This window comes from Micromonospora sp. U56 (assembly GCF_018070095.1).
Lineage (GTDB): Bacteria > Actinomycetota > Actinomycetes > Mycobacteriales > Micromonosporaceae > Micromonospora > Micromonospora purpureochromogenes.
The window spans coordinates 1-18,705 of record NZ_JAGPYL010000072.1 but is presented as its reverse complement, the minus strand read 5'-3'; the positions used below and the strand labels follow the sequence as shown (position 1 = coordinate 18,705).

The following is an 18,705-nucleotide window of genomic DNA, read 5'->3' as shown; positions in this document are numbered from 1 at the left end:
CAAAAGCCCTATGGTGCCCGGTGGTTCCGGAATCGACCAGCTCAGACCTTGCGGTACCGGGACTGGAGGAAGCAGAACGTGCCGAAGGCGGCGATGCCGAGGGCGACCAGCACCAGCAGCGCCTGGCCGTAGGACTGGTCGCGCAGGGTGTGCAGCGCGGCGTCCAGGCCGCGGGCCTTCTCCGGGTCGTACTTCAGCGCGGCGACGACGATCAGCACGCCGGCGATGCCGTACGCGATGCCCTTGGCGACGTAGCCGGCGATGCCGAGCCGGCGGGCCACGGTGCGGGCCTTCGGGCTCATCTCGCCGGTCTTGAGGTGCTTCTCGAAGCGCTTGACCAGCCCGTAGATCACCAGACCGACGCCGATCGTGGCGAGCACCAGCCCGGCCAGGGCGACCACCAGCCGGCCGCCGCCGGAGGTCATCAACTTGCCGGTGAGCGCCTCCTGCTGGTCGGCGCTGTTGGAGCCGGCGTCCTTGAAGACCTTGAAGGCGGTCCAGGCGAAGTAGAGGTAGACGATCGTCCGGCCGGCGGAGGCGAGCCGCTCCCAGACGCGCTCCTTGCCCTGCTCGACGCGGTGCCCGACGGCCGCTTCCAGGCCCTGCCAGATGACCATGGCCAGCAGGCCGATCGCGATCAGGATGACCAGCGTCTTGCCCAGGGGCTGGGCGGCGATGGTCCGCAGCGCACCGGACTGGTCGCCGTTCTCACCGGGCTTGCCGAAGGCAATCTGCAGGGCGAGCCAGGCGAACAGCAGGTGCACGACCCCGTAGCCGATGAAACCGGCCCGGGCGAGGAGTTCCAGCCAGCGGCTGTCCGCGGTGCGGGCGGCGGTGGCTTCGGCGTTCCGGGTGAGAGACATGGCGCCACAATCTCCGAATGCGAAGATCCCCAAACGTGCCGCGGCGCCGCCTGAGACGCCGTCAGCTGCTGGTGTTGCGCGCCACGCGGATCTTGACCTGCTGGTCGGTGACGCTGTCCAGGGTGACCGCGAAGCCGCCCACCTCGGTGGCCTGCTGGCCGACGGTCAGGGAGAGCTGCTCGCCGGCGACCTCGACGGTGACCTGGTCGCCCTGGGCCCCGATCAGCTTCGCCTCGACGCCGAGGATGTTCGCCTTGGCGTCGACGCCCCGGTCGAAGGTGACCGTGCAGGCGTCCAGGCCGCAGTCGGTGTCGGCTCCCTCGGAGCTGCAGCCGGCCAGTACGGCCACGCCGAGGGCCAGGCCGGCGAGCAGGCCGGCAACGCGGCGGGTGGAGGTGGGCGGGGAGGTAGCGGATCGCGTCGTCACGCGACCAAGGGTACGAGACGCCGACGAGACCGGCACCGCCGCGTGATCATCAGCCGCCCCGGGCCCGCGCGTTAGGGTCCGGTCATGCCGTTCGACATCGCCCGGACCCGGGCCGCCTACCCCGCCCTGACCGAGGGTTTCGCCCACTTCGACGGTGCCGGCGGCTCCCAGACCCCGCAGTAGGTGATCGACGCGGTCAGCGGAGCGATGGGCACCGCGCTCGGCAACCGCACCCCCGCCTTCGCGCCCGGCCGCCGGTCGCTGGAGCTGGTCGACGCCGCCCGCGCCGCGGTGGCCGACCTGCTCGGCGCGGCGCCGCGCGGGGTGGTGCTCGGGCCGAGCGCGACCGCGCTGACGTACACGCTGGCCCGGACGCTCGGCGAGACCTGGCGCCCCGGCGACGAGGTGGTGGTCTCCCGGCTCGACCACGACGCGAACGTGCGGCCCTGGGTGCAGGCGGCCCGGGTGGCCGGCGCGACCGTGCGCTGGGCGGAGTTCGACCCGGCCACCGGTGAGCTGCCCGCCGGCCAGTACGCCGACCTGGTCGGCGAGCGGACCCGGCTGGTCGCGGTGACCGCCGGCAGCAACGCCGTCGGCACGATGCCGGACGTGGCGGCGATCGCCAAGACCGCGCACGCGACCGGGGCACTGGTCTGCGTCGACGGGGTGCACTCCGTGCCGCACGGCCCGACCGACCTCGCCTCGACCGGCGCGGACTTCCTGGTCACCAGCGCCTACAAGTGGTCCGGCCCGCACCTGGCCGCGATGGTGGCCGACCCGGCCCGCTGGGAGTCGCTGCGCCCGGACAAGCTGGTCCCCTCCTCCGACGCGGTGCCCGACCGGTTCGAGGCGGGCACCCCGAGCTTCCCGCTGCTGGCCGGCATGACCGCCGCGGTCGACCACCTGGCCGGGCTGGACCCGACCGCCACCGGCGACCGGCGGGAGCGGGTCCGGGCCGGACTGGCCGCCGCCCAGGCGTACGAGGAGTCGCTCTTCGACCGGCTGCTGGCCGGGCTGGCCGACAACCCCGCGGTGACCGTGTACAGGGCCGCCGCCCGGCGCTGCCCGACGGTGTCGTTCCGGCTCGCCGGCTGGTCGCCGGCCGGGCTGGCGGCGGCGCTGGGCGAGGCGCGGCTCTGCCTCTCCTCCGGCGACTACTACGCCTACGAGTACTTCCGGGCGATGGGGCTGCGGGAGACCGGCGGCGCGGTCCGGGCCAGCGTCTACCACTACAACACGGCCGACGAGGTGGACCGGTTGCTCAGCGAACTGCACACCCTGGCCCGGCGGCGGGAGACAATGGGCCGGTGAGCTTCCTGGTCGAGGAGAACCCCGCCAAGCACCGCTTCGAGATCCTGGTCGACGACGCGCTGGCCGGGTTCACGGCGTACCTGCCGCGCGGCGAGGTGCGGATCTTCACCCACACCGAGGTGCGCCCGGAGTTCCAGGACATGGGGGTCGGCGCCGCGCTGGTCCGGGCCACCCTGGACCAGGTGCGCGAGCAGGGCGGCCGGTTGGTGCCGCAGTGCCCGTTCGTGCGGGCGTACATCGAGCGGCACCCCGAGTACGCCGACCTGGTCTTCGAGCCGGCCTGACCGGCACCGGGTCACCTTCGTTCGCGACTGCGGGGCTCGCAACCCCGGCTCACTCCTCGCGCTCACCGGACCCGCCGCACGGCGCGACGATCGTCGCGCGGTGCGGCGGGGCGGAGTGGTCAGCGGGGGCCGGCGAGCAGTTCCGCGGCGGCCAGCGCGCCGGCCCGGGTGGCGCCGTGGGTGGCCACGTGCACCCGGCCGACGACCAGCTCGGGCACGCCCAGCTCGACCACGACCGCGTCCGGCCGGGCGGCGAGGGCCCGCTCGACGGCGGACCGCATCCAGTCGTGCCGGTGCAGGTCGCGGACGACCAGCACGACCGGCCGGCCGCCCGCCCCGGCCGTCGGGTCCGCCGGCACCTCGAACTCGGCGAACCGGGCGGTGGTGGTGCCGGGCCGCAGCGCGGCCAGCGGGGCGGCGATGCCCCAGGGGGTCTCCGGGCCGATGGCGATGTTGCGCGGCGGGGCGAACTCCACCACGTGGGCGGAGACGACCAGCGGCAGGGCGGTGGTGGCGCCGCTGACCCGCAGGGCCCGGCGCGCGGCGGCCAGGCCGACCGGCGAACCGTCGTGGGCCGGCACGGCCCACGCGGGACGGTCGGCGCGGGCGGCCACCGTCCACGCGGCGAGCTGACCGACCCGCTTGGCCGCCTCGGCGAGCCGTTCCTCGGGCAGCTCCCCGGCCATGACGGCGGCGACGATGGCGTCGCGCAGGTGGCGGGCGGCGTCCTCGTCGGCCCGTTCCCCGCCGACGCAGACCGCGTCGGCCCCGGCGGCCAGGGCGCGCACGGCGGCGCCGGCGAAGCCGTACCGGTCGGTGACCGCCCGCATCTCCACCGCGTCGGTGATCACCACGCCGGAGAAGCCCAGCTCCTCGCGGAGCAGGTCGCCGAGGATGCGGGGGCTGAGGGTGGCGGGCAGTTCCTCGTCGAGGGCGGGCACGAGCAGGTGCCCGGTCATCACGGCCTGCACCCCGGCCGCCACGGCGGCCCGGAACGGCACCAGCTCACCGGCGTCGAGACGGGCCCGGCTGGCGTTGATGCGGGGCAGGTCGTGGTGCGAGTCGACCCGGGTGTCGCCGTGGCCGGGGAAGTGCTTGGCGCAGGCGGCGACGCCGGCGGACTGCAGGCCGCGTACCCAGGCGGCGGTGTGCCGGGCGACCAACTGGGGGTCGGCGCCGAAGGACCGGACGCCGATCACCGGGTTGGCCGGGTTGTTGTTGACGTCGGCGTCCGGGGCGTAGTTGAGGGTGACGCCGAGCGCGGCGAGGTCGGCGCCGAGGTCCCGGGCCACCTCCTCGGTCAGCGCCGGGTCGTCGACCGCGCCGAGGGCGAAGTTGCCCGGGCGGGAGCTGCCCAGCGCCGACTCGATCCGGGTGACGTCGCCGGCCTCCTCGTCGATGGCCACCAGCACGTCCGGGCGTTCGGCGCGCAGGGTCGCGGTGAGCGCGGCGAGCTGGCCGGGGTCGACGACGTTGCGGGCGAACAGGACCACCGAGCCGAGCCCCTCGCCGAGCCAGCGGCAGACCCAGTCGGGCGGGGTGGTGCCGACGAAACCGGGCTGTAGGACGGCGGCCGCCAGGCCCGCCAGGTTGCGCTCGCTCATGCGGCCCCCGTACCCCCGTGTGGTCGTCCGACGGCCGGTCGCCGTCGCGGTGCTGCCATGGTCACACCGGGCCAGGAAATAGTCAATAAACCTTACTGTTACCGTCTGGCGCCCTCCGGGGCGGCGTGCGACAGTGCGGGAATGGATCTGTTGCCGCTCGCCGACGCCACCTCGCCGGCCGACGTCCCCGGCGTGCGCCTGCTCGGCGTGGTGGTCGGCGGCCTGCTGCTGCTCGCCGCCATCCGGGCCATGTTCGGCCGCCGCTGACTGATCCCCCGAGTCGGGGGTAGGGCATCCCTGGTCAGCAAGGCGCGACCGGCGCCCGGCGACGGCGAGGGGGAAAGATGAAGATCGGTTACTTCCTGTCCAGTGAGGAGTTCACCCCGGCGGAGCTGCTGGAGCAGGCGCGCGGCGCCGAACGGGCCGGCTTCGACGCGCTGTGGATCTCGGACCACTACCACCCGTGGGTGGACGCGCAGGGGCAGAGTGCCTTCGTCTGGTCGACCATCGGCGCGCTCAGCCAGGTCTGCTCGCTGCCCGTCACCACCGCGGTGACCTGCCCGACCGTCCGCATCCACCCGGCGGTGCTGGCCCAGGCCGCGGCCACCAGCGCCGTTCTGCACTCCGGGCGCTTCGTGCTCGGCGTCGGCTCCGGCGAGGCGCTCAACGAGCACATCCTCGGCGACGCCTGGCCGCAGACCGACGTCCGGCTGGAGATGCTGGAGGAGGCGGTCGAGGTCATGCGCGAGCTGTGGCAGGGCGGATTCGTCAACCACCACGGCAAGCACTACACCGTCGAGCACGCCCGGATCTACACCCTGCCCGACGCGCCCCCACCGGTCTACGTCTCCGGCTTCGGTCCCAAGGCGATCGACCTGGCCGCCCGGATCGGCGACGGCTACGTCAGCGCCATGCCCGACGCCGACATGGTCCGCCGGTTCCGGGAAGGCGGCGGCGGCGACAAGCCGTGCCAGGCCGGCTTCAAGGCGGCGTACGCCGACAGCGAGGAGGAGGGCGCGCGGCTGGCGTACGAGAAGTGGCCGAACGCCGGGGTGCCGGGCGAGCTGTCCCAGGTGCTCCCCTCCCCGCGCCACTTCGAGCAGGCCGCCCAGCTGGTCAAGCCGGAGATGATGAAGGAGTCGTTCGTCTGCGGCAACAGCGCCGACGCGCACCTGGAGATGATCGACAAGTACGCCAAGGCCGGCTTCGACGAGGTCTATGTGGCCAACACCGGACCGCACACCCAGGGCCTGTTCGACCTCTACCAGCGGGAGGTGCTCCCCCGACTGCGCTGATCACCGCCGCAACGGCACTGTCCCCGGGCGGCCGGGGGTCACGGCCGCCAGGGCGGGGCAACGCCGTGCAGGAGGATGCGGGTCAGCTCGTCGACCAGCCGCGGTGAGGGCTCCGGCGCGGGGCCGACGGGGTCGAGCAGGTGGCTGAGGACCAGGTCGTGGCAGACGCCGACGACCAGCGCGGCGACCGCCTCGGCGCTGGCGTCGGCCGCCACCCGGCCGAGCTTCCGCTCGGCGCGCAGGTAGCCGGCCAGCTCGGTGCGGAGCCCGCGCCCGGCACTGATCGGGTTGGGCAGCTCGGCCAGCCGGGCCAGCAGCTTGGGCTGGGTCAGCACCCCGGCCATGGCCGGCAGGATCGCCGCGTGCAGCGCCAGCGCACGGGTCAGGTACGCCCGCAGGTTCGCCTCGACCGTGGCCTCGCCCGGCTGCGGCGGGGCGCCCTCCAGCCCGGCCTCGGCAGCCCGCACGTGCGCGTGCAGCGCGTACGCGAGCAACTCCTCCTTGTCGGCGAAGTGGTTGTAGAGCACGCCGTCGGCGACCCCGGCCTCCCGGGCGACGTCCCGGACGGTCAGGGCCACGGTGCCCCGCCGGGCCACCAGCCGCCGGGCCGTGGCGATCAGGTGCTCGCGCAGGCTCTGGTCGCCGTCGCGCAGCGCGGCGGCCTTCCTCGGTGACATCACCGGCATCCTAGGTGTGGAGCTGCCAGAGAGCCGCACCAACCCGGAAGGTCAGCTCAGGTATTGCCGGTTGGCATGGGGGTCGAGCTGAGGACGGCGTCCACGACTGTGTCGGCGTAGTGCGGGGTGATCGGCTGGCCAGTGATCAGGAGCCGGTACCACAGCGGTGCGATGAGCAGGTCTTCGATCAGGTAGGGGTCGAGGCCGGCCACCTGCCCGCCCTCTTGCGCCGCGCGGATCCGTTCGCGGTTGCGTCCCGAGAGCGGGATGTGGATCTTCTGGTGGAGGATGGCGGCGAGCTCGGGGTCGTGCTGGGCCGATCCGACCACCCCGGCGAGGAGCCCGCGAAACGTGTCGTCGGTGAAGATCTTGGCTGCGGATTGGATCCAGGCACGCAGGTCCGCCGCGAGGTCGCCGGTGTCGGGGATCAGGAAGTACGGCTCGCCCAGGCGTTCGGTCAGTGCGTCCAGGTACAGCGCGCCCTTCGTCGGCCACCAGCGATAGAGCGTCGGCTTGCCGACCTTCGCGCGGGCGGCGATCGCCTCCATGGTCACGGTGGCGTAGGAGCGTTCCGCGCACAGATCAAGGGCGGCCTGAAGAATCACCGCTCGCGATCGCGCACCACCGCTGGCCCTTCCAGTCACAAGGCGACCGTACCACGGGAACGTAACGTTTCGTTCTTGACACGCCAGCCGCCGGATGCGTTAATACTCCCAATTGAACGTTACGTAACGTTACGTTTTCAACGTGTAGGAGAAGCTGTGACGTCATCGATTCTGCTCACCGGCGGGACAGGCACCCTGGGGCGCCTGGTCCTGCCGCTCCTGCGCGATGCCGGCTTTGAGGTGCGGGTCCTCAGCCGGCGCGGCGGCGAGTCCCGCACCGGCGTCGAGTACGTGAGCGGCGATCTGCTCAAGGGTGACGGGATCGAGCCCGCAGTAGACGGGGCCGAGATCATCCTGCACCTGGCAGGCGCCCCCAAGGGCGACGCCGAGGCGACCGCGAACCTGGTGCGGGCCGCCTCCCGAGCGCGGGTGCGGCACCTGATCTACATCTCGGTCATCGGGGCGGACCGGATCCCGCTGAGCTGGTTCAGCTCCAAGCTGGCCGCCGAGCGCGCCGTAGCCGGCTCCGGCCTGCCGTGGACGACGCTGCGTGCCGCCCAGTTCCACGAACTGACCCTGAAGACCCTGCAGGCGATGGCGAAGCTGCCGGTCATCCCGGTCCCGGGCGGAATGCGGTTCCAGCCGGTCGACGCGCGCGACGTGGCAGCCCGCTTGGTGGAGATCACGCTCGACAAGCCGGCCGGCCTGGTGCCCGACCTGGCCGGGCCCAATGTGTACGGAATGGCTGAGCTGATCCGCGGGTACCTGCGGGCGCGCGGCAGACGCCGGCTGATGATGCCGGTCCGGATGCCCGGAAAGGCCGGCCGCGCATACCGGGCCGGCGAGAATCTGACTCTCGAGGCGGCGGTGGGCAAGCGAACCTGGGAGGACTTCCTGACCGAACGGCTGCGATAGCACACCGATCCGTCGCGGTCGGCAGCCGACGCGCTCAGTGGCCATCCCGCACGTCCCATCCACGCGCCGTGGGCGGCGGGAAGGCCTCCGCGGTGAAGGGCTCATCCTCGCGCGGCCGGCTGACGCGTTCCCGCCGACCAGCGGCGCCCGGTTAGAGCTCGAAGAGGTTTGGAGGACACCTCGATGGGCGAGCCCGAGTTCGCCTACACGACCTGCATCAACACCACCCGCGAGCGCCTCTGGCAGGGGCTGGCCAACCCAGCCATCACCCTGCGCTGCTGGCGCGGGCTGACCTTCGACTCAGACTGGAGACCCGGCTCCACCGTGACCGTGCGCTACCCCGAGCACAACGTGACGATCGCCGACCCCGCCCAAGTCGTGCTCGAGTCCGATCCCTGCAGACGACTGTCCTACACCTGGCACACCTTTACCCCCGGAATGGGCGGCGGTCAGCGGGTTCAGCGAGGAACTCCTGGCCCGCTTCTCCGCCGAGCGCCGCTCCAAGGTGGCCTTCGACATCGAAGACCTCGGCGAGACCGTCCAACTGACCGTGACCCACGACGACTTCGCACCCGGCAACGCCGTACTGCAGGCCGTCACCAACGGCTGGCCACGCCTCCTGGCCGACCTCAAGACCTTCCTCGAAGAACGCTAGACCTACTTCGATCAGGCGGACCTGCAGCTCGCCGACGGCGTGCACGGTCCGCATCAAACAAGCAGGTGGATGGCGACCATTCCCCGCCACTCACCTCGGCGAGGCCAAGGCCCGGGTGCGATTGGATCTGGCCCCTCCTGACGGCGCTGCTGGCTTCAATGCCCGATGGCCCCACGGCGGCTGCCGTTATCCGTTCGGCCGGACACCGTCCTGCGCCGGCAGTAGCGGAGCGGGTCGGCTCCCGTGCGGGCACGGCTCGCCGGCTCTTGATCCGTCCCCCAGGTGGCCGCCGAGACCGACGTTGACCAGCGTCGGCATTCCGCATATGAATTCGATTGAGGAGACGGACGTGACGAACGACCCAAGAATCAGACAGGTATCGATGGTCAGCACCGGATCGGTGTCGATTCACCCCGAGCACGTGTCCGCCACCCGCAAGCCGATGTACTGGTGGTTGTTCACCTCGCGTCGCTGGACACCGCCGCTGCCCATCAACGTATACGTGATCGAGCACCGCGACGGGCTGGTGCTGTTCGACACCGGACAGGACCGAGCGTCGGTGACCGCCCCCGATTACTTCCCGGGCGGCATCACCGGAGTGATGTACGGCAGGCTTGCCCGCTTCGATATCGGCCCCGAGCAGACCCTCACCGCCCAGTTGGCGGCCATCGGCTACGACATCGGCGATGTCCACACCGCTGTCATCTCCCATCTGCACCAGGACCACATCGGCGGCCTGCGAGAGCTGAGCGGCGCCGAGATCGTGGTCAGCCAACGGGAGTGGAACACCCTCGGCAAGCCGCAAGCGGAACTGCGGGGCCTGCTGACCTCCCACATCGACTTTCCCGGACTGCGCTGGCGCCACATCGCCCCCGAGCCCCTTGCCGACCCCGCCCTGGCCCCCTTTTCCACCGGCCACGACCTGTTCGGTGACGGCAGCATGGTGCTACTGCCCACCCCCGGCCACACTCCCGGGTCGCTGTCGATGCTGGTCCGCAGGCCCGGCCGGACACCGCTGCTCATGGTCGGCGACCTGACCTATGACTCGGCTCTGCTGGAGCGTGGCCAGGTGCCCGGCGTCGGCGAGCGGCGCAAGCTGGCCCATACGACACAGCTGGTCAACGAACTCCGCCTGCGGAATCCCGGCCTGACGGTTCTGGCCGCCCACGACCCGGGCGCGGCCTCGAACCTCGTCGCCGCTGACCACAGTGAACCGATATGAAGTAACCCAAACATCTAAGAATCTCAACTTGAGGCACTGCGCCTTGCGCAATGAAAGGGCGTCCATGCGAACCACGACCAATGAGCGAGCGACAAGATTGGTAGACGCGCCGCCCGCACAGGTCCGTCTGTTGCTGATCGATGCGCGGGCAATACCCGGTTGGAACCCGGCAATCCGAGCCATTGATGGGCCCGCCGAAGCTCCCACCGGGGTCCAGTACGCCATCAAGGTACGCGGCGGACTCAGTGGGACCTGGGAATACACCCGCATCGACGAACGGCGCATCGACGTGACCTGGCGGGTTCCAGGGTTCCTGGAAACCGGCACCTGGCTGCTCGGGCCGCACGGAGGGGGCACGATGGTCACCCACCAATTCCAGCACCAGGGGCCCCTGGCCCACATGCTGAGCAACGCCTTTCGCGGGGTCGCCGAACTCCGCCTCGATCGCCTGGCCCAGCAGGTCACCAGTCCATGAAGTGAGAGCGGAACAGGGCGTCCTTCGAACACGTGCAACGACGCAGTGGCCGGCCGGCGCAGGTCTTGTCGGACCTGGCCGTAGCTCAGGTGGGCGGTGGGCCGGCCTCGCTATGACCTGTCGATGACCGTCTGCGCGAGCGAGCGCAGGGCGTGAATGGCGGTGCTGGGTTTCGGCAGCCCACCCAGATCTACCCTTGCGAGGACGTCGGGCCGCGGGAAGGCCCTGGTGAGGCCGGCCGGGGCGAGGCCGGGTACGGCCTACCCGGCGGACCGCAAATCACGCGAACGAACGCCGGGTCCACGTCTTGGCCTTGCCGTCACGGCCTTGACGGGTGCGGCGCCGGCCCGCCCCGCCGGTGCCGCCGCTCGCCCCGGACGGGCGGCGTGCCCCGTCCGGGCCGAACGAGGGGTCGGAGTGGCCCGGTGGCGGGCGTTCGGCGGGTCAGGCCGGGCGGCGGGCGGTGACCAGCCAGGCGGTGCCGCGCAGGCGTACCCCGTCGGGGCCCTCGTGGGCGCGCAGCGCGATCGGTCACCGCGGCGCGCGCCCGGCCCGCGGTGGCCGCGTCGACCCGGTCGAGCTGGTGCCGCACGGGTCCCCAGCCGGCGAGGAACTCCCCGGCGTCGGCCGCGTCGCGCCCCCAGAGCTGGGACGCCTCGGCCGGGACGCAGGCCGCCCCGGTGAGACCGGCGTCGGTGAGGACCCGCTCGACGACCGCCGGGTCGGCGAGGGAGAGCGGCTCGGCGACGCCCGTACCGTCGGTGCCCGGATGCGGCAGGTGGGCGGCCAGCGCGGCGAACATCCGCCCCAGGTCGCTGTGGCGGATGTCGTCGAGGCAGACGAAGGCGAGCCGGCCGCCGGGGCGCAGCGCCCGGGCGAGGTTGCCGAACGCGGCGACCGGGTCGGCGAAGAACATCACCCCGAACCGGCTGAGGACCACGTCGAACGCGGCGTCCGGCAGCGGGTGCACCTGCGCGTCACCCTGGATGAACCGGACGTTGCCCACCTGCTCCGCCGCCGCGCCGGCCCGGGCCCGGTCGAGCATCGGCGCGGAGAGGTCGATCCCGACCGCGTGGCCGTCGCCGGCCCGGCGGGCGGCCAGCCGGGTCAGCTGCCCGTTGCCGCAGCCGACGTCCAGCACCCGGTCGCCGGGCCGGACGCCCGCCAGCAGCGGAGCGTTGAAGCCGGCGTTCACCGCGTCGTAGCGGTCGTGGTGCCGCGCCCAGTGCCGGCCCTCGTAGCCGTTCCACGCCTGCGCCTGGTGGCTGTTGACGACGGTCTCCATCGAGCCTCCTCATTATGAACAGTTGTTCATGAGTACTCGTTCATGATGGGTGGGCGGATCGGGCGGTGTCAACGGTTTCGGCGCTGATCTCCTCGGGTACCTCCGGCCCTCGATGAAGCTGTCCATGCACTCGACGACGTTGCGCCGTGCGGCGCGGAGCCTCTTCGGCTGGACCGCGCTGCGGCCCAACCAACTCGCCGCCATGCGCGCGGTGATGAAGCGACGCGACGCCCTGGTGGTCCTGCCCACCGGCGCCGGCAAGTCGGCGATCTACCAGATCCCGGCCAGCCTGATCCCCGGACCGACGGTGGTGATCTCCCCGCTGCTGGCGCTGCAGCAGGACCAGATCGCCGCCCTCAACGAACGCCAGCGCCCGGAGCTGCGGGCGGTACGGATCAGCTCCGACGAGTCCCCGGCCCAGCAGGCCCAGGCAATCGCGGAGATCCGCGACGGCCGCGCCGAGTTCCTCTTCATCACGCCGGAGCAGCTCAGCAACCCCGACCGGATGGCCGAGGTCAGGGCACTGAAGCCGGCGCTGGTGGCGATCGACGAGGCGCACTGCATCTCGGCCTGGGGGCACGACTTCCGCCCCGACTACCTGGCGCTGGGCCACCTGATCGAGGGCATCGGCCGGCCGCCGGTGGTGGCCCTGACCGCCACCGCCTCACCCCCGGTGCGCGACGACATCATCGCCCGGCTGCGGCTGCGCGACCCGGAGGTGGTGGTCTCCGGGCTGGACCGACCCAACCTCTTCCAGGAGGTGGCGCACTGCCCCACCGACGACTACCGGTGGCGGCGGCTGGTGGCGCTGCTGCGCGACGACCAACGCCCCGGCATCATCTACGTGCCGACCAGGCGGGCCGCCGAGGATCTGGCCCAGCGGTTGACCGACGCCGGCTTCCCGTCGCAGTGCTACCACGGCGGGATGGCCACCGGCGCCCGGCACGAGCTGCACGAGGCGTTCCTCGCCGACCAGGTGCCGATCATGGTGGCGACGTCGGCGTTCGGCATGGGCATCGACAAGCCCAACATCGCCTGGGTGGTGCACATGGCGCTGCCCGACTCGCCGGACAGCTACTTCCAGGAGATCGGCCGCGCCGGCCGCGACGGCGCGCCGGCCCGGGTGCTGCTGCTCTGGCAGGCCGAGGACGTCGGGCTGCAACGCTACTTCAGCGGTGGCCTGCCGGACTCCACCGAGCTGCGCGACCTGGCCGCGCTGCTGCGCAAGGAGGCGCGAACCAAGAAGGAGCTGCGCGAGGTGACCGGACTCGGTCCGCGCAAGCTCGGCCAGTACCTGTCGCTGCTGGAGCAGATCGGCGCCGCCGAGTCGCGGGCCAGGCAGAGGATCGGCGCGCCCCGCTACTCCCCCAGGCCGGTGGAGGCCGCCGCGGCGGCCCTGGCCGAGGCGGAGCGGCAGCAGACCGTGACCCGGTCCCGCACCAACATGATGCGGGCCTTCGCCGAGACCACCGCCTGCCGGGGCCAGACGCTGCTGGCGTACTTCGGTGAGCAGATGTCGGAGGTCTGCGGGCACTGCGACAACTGCCACGCCGGCACCAGCACCGCCGACGACGGCGCGATCGGACCGTTCCCGGTGCACAGCCAGGTCCGCCACCCCGAGTGGGGGGCGGGACTGGTGCTCAACTACGAGGAGGACCGGATGACGGTGCTCTTCGACGAGGTCGGCTACAAGACGCTCTCCGTGCCCGTGGTGTCCGAGCAGGGCCTGCTGACGCTGGACTAGCCTGACCGGGCACCGGGCGCAGACGCAACGAAACGAGAGGGGCTCAGTCGTGATCGAACAGCCGGCGTACACCGGGTTCGGGTTCTCCGACGAGGAGTGGGGGCTGCTGGTCGGCCTGCCGCAGGCGGTCCTGACCGCGGCCAGCGCCGCGGAGCACGACGGCAGCCGGCGCACCCGCGCGGAGAACGCCGCCGGACTGGAGACCATCTCCGCCGGCCGCGAGTCGGCCAACCCGCTGGTCGCGGCGGTCGCCGGGGAGATCGTGTCCCGGGTGGGCGACCCGGAGGCCGGCGAGGAACTGCCGGTCATCGAGCCGGCCGACCCGCAGGCCCTGATCGACGACGTGCTGGCCCGGGCCGGCCAGGCGTCGGCGCTGCTGGCCGCCCGGGTGGACGAGGGCGGGGCCGGGGCGTACAAGCACTGGCTGGTGGAGATCGCCGAGCAGGTGGTCGGCGCCGCCCCCACCGGCGGCCTCCTCGGCCTCGGCGGCGACCAGGTCAGCGACTCGGAGCGGCGCTTCCGCGACCGGCTCTCGCACGTGCTCAACGACTGATCGGCCCCGCCCCGGATCCGCGCGCCCACCCGGTCGCGCGGATCCGTCGTCTCCGCGCTCTTCCGCAGGCAGGGCCGTCATCGACAATGGGCCGGACACACGCGGAACCACGGAGGCGGGAAAGATGCTGGACCGGAACGTCATCGACACGGAGGCGCTGCCGCCGCGCGAGCGGTTCGGCATGTGGCTGGACCTCGTCGCCCGCACCGCGTCGCCACTGCGGATGCGGTCCGCGCACGCCGACGACTTCACCGCCCGCGCCGAGATCATCCCCCTCGGCCCGATCCAGCTGGTGAACTACCGCTACCCGTCGCTGGACGCCGTACGGACCGCCAAGCTGGCCCGGCAGACCGAGGTGGACTACTTCCTGCTCGCCCTGACCACCACCGGCACCGGCTCGTCCGGGCAGGCCGGCCGGCAGAGCGTGCTCGGTCCGCGCGAGTTCACCTTCTACGACGGGTCGCGCCCCCACCAGGTCAGCCACGAGGGTGCCCAGGGCGGACAGCAGCACGCCAGCTCCGTGGTGGCCCTGATCCCGTACGGCGCGCTGCCGCTGCCCCCCGACCGGCTGGCTCCCCTGCTCGCCGGCCGGATGTCCGGCACCGAGGGGGTGGGCGCCCTGCTGGCCCAGTACCTGGTGCAGATCACCGCTCATCCGGAGCAGTACCACGCGGCGGACGCCGACCGGCTCGGCACGACCGCGCTCGACCTGATCGTCACCATGCTCGGCCGGCACCTGGTCGCCGAGGACGCGGTGCCCCAGGAGGTACGCCGTCGGGCGCTGCTCGCGCAGGTGCGCGGCTACATCCAGCGGCACCTGGGCGACGCCACGCTGAGCCCGCAGACGATCGCCGACGCGCACCACGTCTCCGTCCGGACCCTGCACCGGCTCTTCGAGACGGAGGAGACCACGGTGGCGTCGTACGTGCGTGACCTGCGCCTGGACCGGTGCCGCCGCGACCTCGCCGACCCGGCGCAGGCGCACCGGGCGATCCAGGCCGTCGCCGCCCGCTGGGGCTTCGGTGACAAGGCGGTCTTCAGCCGCGCCTTCCGCGCCGCCTACGGCGAGACCCCACAGGGGTACCGCGCGGCCCGGCGGGAACAGGCACGGATCGTCAACGACGCGGCATCCGTGGTCAACTCGACGTCGACATACTGAACCCGGGATCGGCGGTCGGCAGGCCCGTGCCGGCCACCGATAACGGGGGACCGTGGTGGCGCCCGTGACCTTCTTGTCACGGGCGGCCGCCCCGGTACCGCACGGACGGCCCGCCACCCCCGCCACCCCCGCCACCCGGCCACACCGACTCCGGCCCCGTCGCTCTTCCCCCCAGGACCGACGACGGGGCCGGTCAGGCCTCCTCCAGCAACTCCAGGACCGTCCGCTCGGCCTCCGGCTTCGGGGTGTCCGGCCGGACCGGCGCCACCACCCCGTCGTGGTAGAGGTCGACCACCCGGGGGTCCACGTAGGACGTCCGGGCCACCGTGGGGGTGTTGCCCAGCAGCTCGGCGACCTCCTTCATCACCCCGGCGACCGCCTTCTTCCGGGCGGTGGCGGACCGCTGCACGCCCACGGTGGCCAGCTCGGTCGCCGCGAGCACCGTCGCGTGCCAGGTGCGGAAGTCCTTGGCGGTCATCTCGCCGCCGCTGGCGCCGCGCAGGTACTCGTTGACCTCGTCGCTGCGCACGTCGCGCCACTGCCGCCCGTCCCAGTAGCCGAAGAGGCGGTCCTCCGCCCGCCGCCGCCGGCGCAGGTTGGTCAGGACCTGGCACAGCTCTGGGTCCTCGATCCGGCGGACCTGCTCGATGCCGCCCTTGGCCGGGAACTCGAAGACCACGCACCCGCCCCGGGAGCGGGCGTGCTCGGGGCGCAGGGTGGAGACCCCGAAGGTGGCGTCCTCGCCGACCGCGTACTGGTCGTTGCCGACCCGGAACATCCCCATGTCGAGCAGCCGGGCGACGGTGGCCAGCACCCGATCCCGGTTCAGGCCCCGCCGGCCCAGGTCGTCGGCGATCCGCGCGCGCAGGACCGGCAACCGGTGCGCGACCTCCAGCACGTGGTCGAACTTCGCCTCGTCGCGCTTGCGCCGCCACTCCGGGTGGTAGAGGTACTGCTTGCGGCCGGCCGCGTCGACGCCGGTCGCCTGGATGTGCCCGTTCGGGTACGGCGAGATCCAGACGTCCTGCCAGGCGGGCGGGATGACCAGCTCGCGCAGTCGGGACAGTTCGTCGGGGTCGCGGACCGGCTCGCCCCGGGGGTCGAGGAACAGCCAGCCCTTGCCGGCCCGGCGGCGACCGTATCCCGCCCGGCCCGGATCACTACGCCGCAATCGCACCGGAGACCCGCACCGCCTCTTCGGCCTCTTCCACCGCGGCGAGCACCCGGTCCACGGGCAGGGTCGCCAACGTCGGGTGGCTTCCTACCCCGGGCGGGCCGGGCCAATCGCGCGCGCCGCCCCACAGCACCCGGTGCCGGGGCCGGTCCGGCGGCGGACCCCACTCGGCCGGCGGGACCGGGCCGAAGAGCAGCACCGACGGGGTGGCGTAGGCGGTGGCGAGGTGGCCGACCCCGGTGTCGCCGCTGACCACCAGGCGGGCGTGGGCGACCAGCGCGGCCAGCTCGCCCAGGTCGGTCCGGCCGGCCAGGACGGCGGGGTCGGGCAGATCCGCCCCGGCGGCCACCCGGCGCGCCAGCTCCCGCTCGTCGGCCGAGCCGGTCACCACCACCCGGTGGCCGCGCTCGGCGAGGGTCCGGGCCAGGGCGGCGAAGCGCGCCGCCGGCCAGCGCTTCTCGGGGATCTTGCTGCCCGGGTGGACGACCGTGACCCCGGTCGGGGTCCGGTCCGCCGCCGGCCGGCGCAAGGCGAGGTCGGCGGGGTCGGCGGGGATGCCGTACCAGGCCAGCAGGCGGCACCAGCGGTGCACCTCGTGCTCACCGGCGCGCCATCGCGGGCCGTCCGGGTGGCCGGCCGCCGGGCAGCGGAACGCCAGCAGCCGGCCCGCGCCGGCCAGCATCCGGTGCGAGTCGGGCCCGCGCCCGTGCAGGTTGACCGCGACGGGCGGGGGCGGCCCCGGCGGGGCGCCCAGGCCGTCGGTGGGCAGCAGCCGGTCGACGCCGCCGACCAGGTCGACCAGCGGCCCGAGCCAGGCCGGCGCCGCCAGCGCCAGCTCCCGGTCGGGGTACGCGGCCCGCAGCGCGCGCAGCGCCGGTACGCCGGTGGCCAGGTCGCCCACGCCGAGGGCGCGGAGCACGAGGATCACGGGTACGAGGTCTCCTGCTCGGCGCAGACCACGATCTCGCGTACCGCGCAGCCGGGCGGCTGGGAGAGGGCGAACATCACCGCGGCGGCGGTGTCGGCCGGGTCGTTGAGCTTGGCCTCCGGGCCGGGCCGGTACTGCGGGTCACGCGCGTCGAAGAAGGCGGTGCGCATCCCGCCGGGGATCAGCAGCGTCACGTTCACCCGGCCGGCGAGTTCGGCGGCGAGCGCCCGGGTGAAGCCGACCACCCCGAACTTCGCCGCGCAGTACGCGGTGGCGTCGCTGACCGCCTTCACCCCGAGGGTGGAGGCCACCGTGACGATCCCGCCCCGGGACGCCTCCAGGTACGGCAGCGCCGCGCGGACCACCGCCACCGTGGCGAGCAGGTCGACCGCGACGATCCGTTCCCAGGTCTCCCGGGGCACGTCGGCGAGCTTGCCGGGCACGTCGGTGCCGGCGGCGGTGACCACCGCGTCGAGGCCGCCGGAGCGCTCGGCCAGCTGCCGGGTGGCGTCCTCGGCGGCCCGGGTGTCGGCCAGGTCGCACTCGACCCAGGGCACCCCGTCACCGGGGCGCTGCCGGTCCAGCACCAGCGGCCGCCCGCCGGCCCGGGCCACCGCGGTGACCACCGCCGCGCCGAGCCCGCTCGATCCGCCGGTGACCAGGACGGTCGGGCCGGCACCCGGTGCACTGCTCATCGCGCTCCCTCCGCCGTCGGACGCTGCGCACCGGCGGCCCGGACGACGCCGGTGGGTGCGGCGCGGTACGCCCCGGGGCGCTCGCCGCGGGCCGCCGCGATCATGTCGGTGGTGGAGCGTCCGTCCAGGTACGGCACCACCACCGAGTGCCCGCCCCAGCGGCGCAGCGCCTCGGCCTCCGGCAGGCTCGCCGGGTCGCCGCCGCCGGTGGCGTAGTCGCCACCCTTGACCCAGATGTCCGGGCGCAGCCAGCTCAGCACCGCGTCCGGGGTGGACTCGTCGAAGACCAGCACGGCGTCGACGCAGCTCAGCGCCGCGAGCAGCCGGCTGCGGTCGCCCTGCGGCACGACCGGGCGCTGCGGCCCCTTCAGCCCGGCGACGCTGGCGTCGGAGTTCAGGCAGACGATCAGGCAGTCGCCGAGCTGCCGGGCGGCCTGCAGGGTCGCCACGTGCCCGGCGTGCAGCAGGTCGAAGCAGCCGCCGGTGGCGACCACGGTGCCGCCGGCGGCACGTACCTCGGCCACCACCGCACCGGCCGCGGCGGCCCCGATCCGCTCCCCGCCGCCGCCCAGTGGCACCGGCGCGGCGGCGCGGACCTCGGGCGGCAGTGCGGCCGCCACTCCCCCGTCGGCCACGTACGCCGACGCCTCCGCCACCGCCTCCTGCACCGCCTCGGAGACCAGCGCGCCCCGGGCCAGCGCCAGGCTGGCCGCCGAGGCGAACCGATCCCCGGCCCCGCAGGTGTCCCCCTCGGCGTTGACCGGGGCGGCGACCACCAGCGGGGTGGCCCCGGCGTGGCAGAGCAGCGCGCCGTCACCGCCCAGGGTCACCGCC

The 18,705-nt window shown here is 73.4% G+C and carries 20 protein-coding genes and 2 pseudogenes; 12 read left to right on the top strand and 10 right to left on the bottom strand.

The window, feature by feature from the left end; genetic code table 11:
• Positions 1-41: 41 nt before the first annotated feature.
• Positions 42-863 carry a DUF1206 domain-containing protein gene (locus KBX37_RS22285; RefSeq protein ID WP_210777860.1) on the bottom strand — a complete coding sequence of 274 codons (822 nt, stop codon included), beginning with the start codon at positions 861-863 and terminating at the stop codon, positions 42-44.
• 61 nt (positions 864-924) lie between these two features.
• Entirely contained in the window at positions 925-1,290 is a 366-nt protein-coding gene (locus KBX37_RS22280; RefSeq protein ID WP_210777859.1) for a hypothetical protein, read from the bottom strand.
• Positions 1,291-1,374: 84 nt separating this feature from the next.
• On the opposite strand from KBX37_RS22280, the pseudogene KBX37_RS22275 reads away from it, so the two are divergent.
• Both KBX37_RS22275 and KBX37_RS22270 read left to right on the top strand, forming a co-directional pair.
• Positions 1,375-2,601: pseudogene (locus KBX37_RS22275) on the top strand (cysteine desulfurase-like protein).
• On the top strand, positions 2,598-2,885 hold the full coding sequence (locus tag KBX37_RS22270) for a GNAT family N-acetyltransferase (RefSeq protein WP_179804228.1): 288 nt from the start codon (positions 2,598-2,600) through the stop codon (positions 2,883-2,885). The pseudogene KBX37_RS22275 and the gene KBX37_RS22270 overlap by 4 nt, the downstream one beginning before the upstream one ends.
• A 119-nt stretch (positions 2,886-3,004) precedes the next feature.
• On the opposite strand, the gene KBX37_RS22265 is transcribed toward KBX37_RS22270, so the two are convergent.
• Entirely contained in the window at positions 3,005-4,489 is a 1,485-nt protein-coding gene (locus KBX37_RS22265) for a glycoside hydrolase family 3 protein (RefSeq protein WP_210777858.1), read from the bottom strand.
• A 141-nt stretch (positions 4,490-4,630) separates the two neighbouring features.
• Between KBX37_RS22265 and KBX37_RS35265 the strand changes: the two genes are divergently transcribed.
• Positions 4,631-4,756, top strand: a complete 126-nt coding sequence (locus tag KBX37_RS35265) for a hypothetical protein (RefSeq protein ID WP_255541416.1) — start codon at positions 4,631-4,633, stop codon at positions 4,754-4,756.
• Positions 4,757-4,833: 77 nt separating this feature from the next.
• Positions 4,834-5,784: a TIGR03557 family F420-dependent LLM class oxidoreductase gene (locus KBX37_RS22260; RefSeq protein ID WP_210777857.1), complete on the top strand. Its 951-nt coding sequence runs from the start codon at positions 4,834-4,836 to the stop codon at positions 5,782-5,784.
• 38 nt (positions 5,785-5,822) lie between these two features.
• Here KBX37_RS22260 and KBX37_RS22255 read toward each other — a convergent pair whose 3' ends face one another.
• The gene (locus KBX37_RS22255; protein ID WP_210777856.1) at positions 5,823-6,461 is read right to left on the bottom strand and encodes a TetR/AcrR family transcriptional regulator; all 639 of its coding nucleotides are present in this window, start codon (positions 6,459-6,461) and stop codon (positions 5,823-5,825) included.
• A 56-nt stretch (positions 6,462-6,517) separates the two neighbouring features.
• Entirely contained in the window at positions 6,518-7,066 is a 549-nt protein-coding gene (locus tag KBX37_RS22250; protein ID WP_210777855.1) for a TetR/AcrR family transcriptional regulator, read from the bottom strand.
• A gap of 75 nt (positions 7,067-7,141) precedes the next feature.
• On the opposite strand from KBX37_RS22250, the gene KBX37_RS22245 reads away from it, so the two are divergent.
• The 5 genes and pseudogenes from KBX37_RS22245 (at position 7,142) to KBX37_RS22225 (ending at position 10,333) form a co-directional block, all read left to right on the top strand.
• On the top strand, positions 7,142-7,981 hold the full coding sequence (locus KBX37_RS22245; RefSeq protein ID WP_247658678.1) for an SDR family oxidoreductase: 840 nt from the start codon (positions 7,142-7,144) through the stop codon (positions 7,979-7,981).
• Positions 7,982-8,164: 183 nt separating this feature from the next.
• Positions 8,165-8,404, top strand: a pseudogene (locus KBX37_RS36030) (SRPBCC domain-containing protein); the annotation flags it as partial.
• Entirely contained in the window at positions 8,373-8,636 is a 264-nt protein-coding gene (locus KBX37_RS35260; RefSeq protein WP_307849161.1) for an SRPBCC domain-containing protein, read from the top strand. The pseudogene KBX37_RS36030 and the gene KBX37_RS35260, both read left to right, overlap by 32 nt.
• A gap of 349 nt (positions 8,637-8,985) precedes the next feature.
• Positions 8,986-9,858 carry an N-acyl homoserine lactonase family protein gene (locus KBX37_RS22230; RefSeq protein ID WP_307849159.1) on the top strand — a complete coding sequence of 291 codons (873 nt, stop codon included), beginning with the start codon at positions 8,986-8,988 and terminating at the stop codon, positions 9,856-9,858.
• A 64-nt stretch (positions 9,859-9,922) separates the two neighbouring features.
• Complete coding sequence (locus tag KBX37_RS22225; RefSeq protein ID WP_210777853.1) at positions 9,923-10,333, top strand: SRPBCC family protein; 411 nt, start codon at positions 9,923-9,925, stop codon at positions 10,331-10,333.
• A gap of 319 nt (positions 10,334-10,652) precedes the next feature.
• Here KBX37_RS22225 and KBX37_RS22220 read toward each other — a convergent pair whose 3' ends face one another.
• Entirely contained in the window at positions 10,653-11,618 is a 966-nt protein-coding gene (locus tag KBX37_RS22220) for a class I SAM-dependent methyltransferase (protein ID WP_210777852.1), read from the bottom strand.
• 112 nt (positions 11,619-11,730) lie between these two features.
• Between KBX37_RS22220 and KBX37_RS22215 the strand changes: the two genes are divergently transcribed.
• From KBX37_RS22215 to KBX37_RS22205, 3 genes are all read left to right on the top strand, one after another.
• A complete protein-coding gene (locus tag KBX37_RS22215) occupies positions 11,731-13,362 on the top strand; it encodes an ATP-dependent DNA helicase RecQ (RefSeq protein ID WP_210777851.1) in 1,632 nt (543 codons plus the stop codon).
• Between the two features lie 49 nt (positions 13,363-13,411).
• Positions 13,412-13,915, top strand: coding sequence for a hypothetical protein (locus KBX37_RS22210; protein WP_210777850.1), 504 nt, complete (start codon positions 13,412-13,414; stop codon positions 13,913-13,915).
• Between the two features lie 124 nt (positions 13,916-14,039).
• Positions 14,040-15,074: a helix-turn-helix domain-containing protein gene (locus tag KBX37_RS22205; protein WP_210777849.1), complete on the top strand. Its 1,035-nt coding sequence runs from the start codon at positions 14,040-14,042 to the stop codon at positions 15,072-15,074.
• Positions 15,075-15,267: 193 nt separating this feature from the next.
• Here the strand turns inward: KBX37_RS22205 and KBX37_RS22200 are convergent, their stop codons facing one another.
• The 4 genes from KBX37_RS22200 to KBX37_RS22185 all read right to left on the bottom strand — a co-directional run.
• Positions 15,268-16,251, bottom strand: coding sequence for a DNA topoisomerase IB (locus tag KBX37_RS22200; protein ID WP_210777848.1), 984 nt, complete (start codon positions 16,249-16,251; stop codon positions 15,268-15,270).
• Positions 16,235-17,176 carry a glycosyltransferase family 9 protein gene (locus KBX37_RS22195; RefSeq protein WP_210777847.1) on the bottom strand — a complete coding sequence of 314 codons (942 nt, stop codon included), beginning with the start codon at positions 17,174-17,176 and terminating at the stop codon, positions 16,235-16,237. Before KBX37_RS22195 ends, KBX37_RS22200 begins: the two co-directional genes overlap by 17 nt.
• Entirely contained in the window at positions 17,173-17,871 is a 699-nt protein-coding gene (locus KBX37_RS22190; protein WP_210777846.1) for an SDR family oxidoreductase, read from the bottom strand. Before KBX37_RS22190 ends, KBX37_RS22195 begins: the two co-directional genes overlap by 4 nt.
• On the bottom strand, positions 17,868-18,705 hold an 838-nt coding region (locus KBX37_RS22185; protein WP_210777845.1), incomplete at its 5' end, for a PfkB family carbohydrate kinase. The genes KBX37_RS22185 and KBX37_RS22190, both read right to left, overlap by 4 nt.

Bases quoted from the DNA above. Each gene is read 5' to 3' on its own strand.
- KBX37_RS22285 (WP_210777860.1), bottom strand. From the start codon at position 863: ATGTCTCTCACCCGGAACGCCGAAGCCACCGCCGCCCGCACCGCGGAC.
- KBX37_RS22265 (WP_210777858.1), bottom strand. From the start codon at position 4,489: ATGAGCGAGCGCAACCTGGCGGGCCTGGCGGCCGCCGTCCTACAGCCC.
- KBX37_RS35265 (WP_255541416.1), top strand. From the start codon at position 4,631: ATGGATCTGTTGCCGCTCGCCGACGCCACCTCGCCGGCCGACGTCCCC.
- KBX37_RS22260 (WP_210777857.1), top strand. From the start codon at position 4,834: ATGAAGATCGGTTACTTCCTGTCCAGTGAGGAGTTCACCCCGGCGGAG.
- KBX37_RS22255 (WP_210777856.1), bottom strand. From the start codon at position 6,461: ATGTCACCGAGGAAGGCCGCCGCGCTGCGCGACGGCGACCAGAGCCTG.
- KBX37_RS22225 (WP_210777853.1), top strand. From the start codon at position 9,923: ATGCGAACCACGACCAATGAGCGAGCGACAAGATTGGTAGACGCGCCG.
- KBX37_RS22220 (WP_210777852.1), bottom strand. From the start codon at position 11,618: ATGGAGACCGTCGTCAACAGCCACCAGGCGCAGGCGTGGAACGGCTAC.
- KBX37_RS22215 (WP_210777851.1), top strand. From the start codon at position 11,731: ATGAAGCTGTCCATGCACTCGACGACGTTGCGCCGTGCGGCGCGGAGC.
- KBX37_RS22205 (WP_210777849.1), top strand. From the start codon at position 14,040: ATGCTGGACCGGAACGTCATCGACACGGAGGCGCTGCCGCCGCGCGAG.
- KBX37_RS22190 (WP_210777846.1), bottom strand. From the start codon at position 17,871: ATGAGCAGTGCACCGGGTGCCGGCCCGACCGTCCTGGTCACCGGCGGA.